The 269-nt window shown below is 78.8% G+C and carries 1 protein-coding gene; it reads right to left on the minus strand.

The features are described 5' to 3' along the window. On the minus strand, positions 1–269 hold a 269-nt coding region (locus IF99_RS31500), incomplete at both ends, for a hypothetical protein (RefSeq protein ID WP_037828403.1).

Here is a 269-nt window from a genome sequence, read left to right on the forward strand (position 1 = left end):
GACTGCGCGAACGCGGGCAACGCGCCGTCCGCGACGTCCCGCCGGTGCGGGTCGATCGCCTGCCCGGTGGGGTCGATGACCACGGCCTGTGCGTCGGCAGCCGCGATTTCCGGCGGGGCCTCGGACACCCGGCCTTCGGCACCGGCCGAGACGTCGGCCCACACCACGCCGTCGGTCCCGCCGAGGTGGTACGCCGCCCACGCGTGACCGGGCGCCTCACCCTGGCGCCGCGCCAGGACGAACGCCGCCGCGCCCGGACCCGCCGCCGC

The organism is Streptomyces sp. NRRL F-5630, assembly GCF_000719475.1.
In the GTDB taxonomy this organism is placed as follows: Bacteria; Actinomycetota; Actinomycetes; order Streptomycetales; family Streptomycetaceae; genus Streptomyces.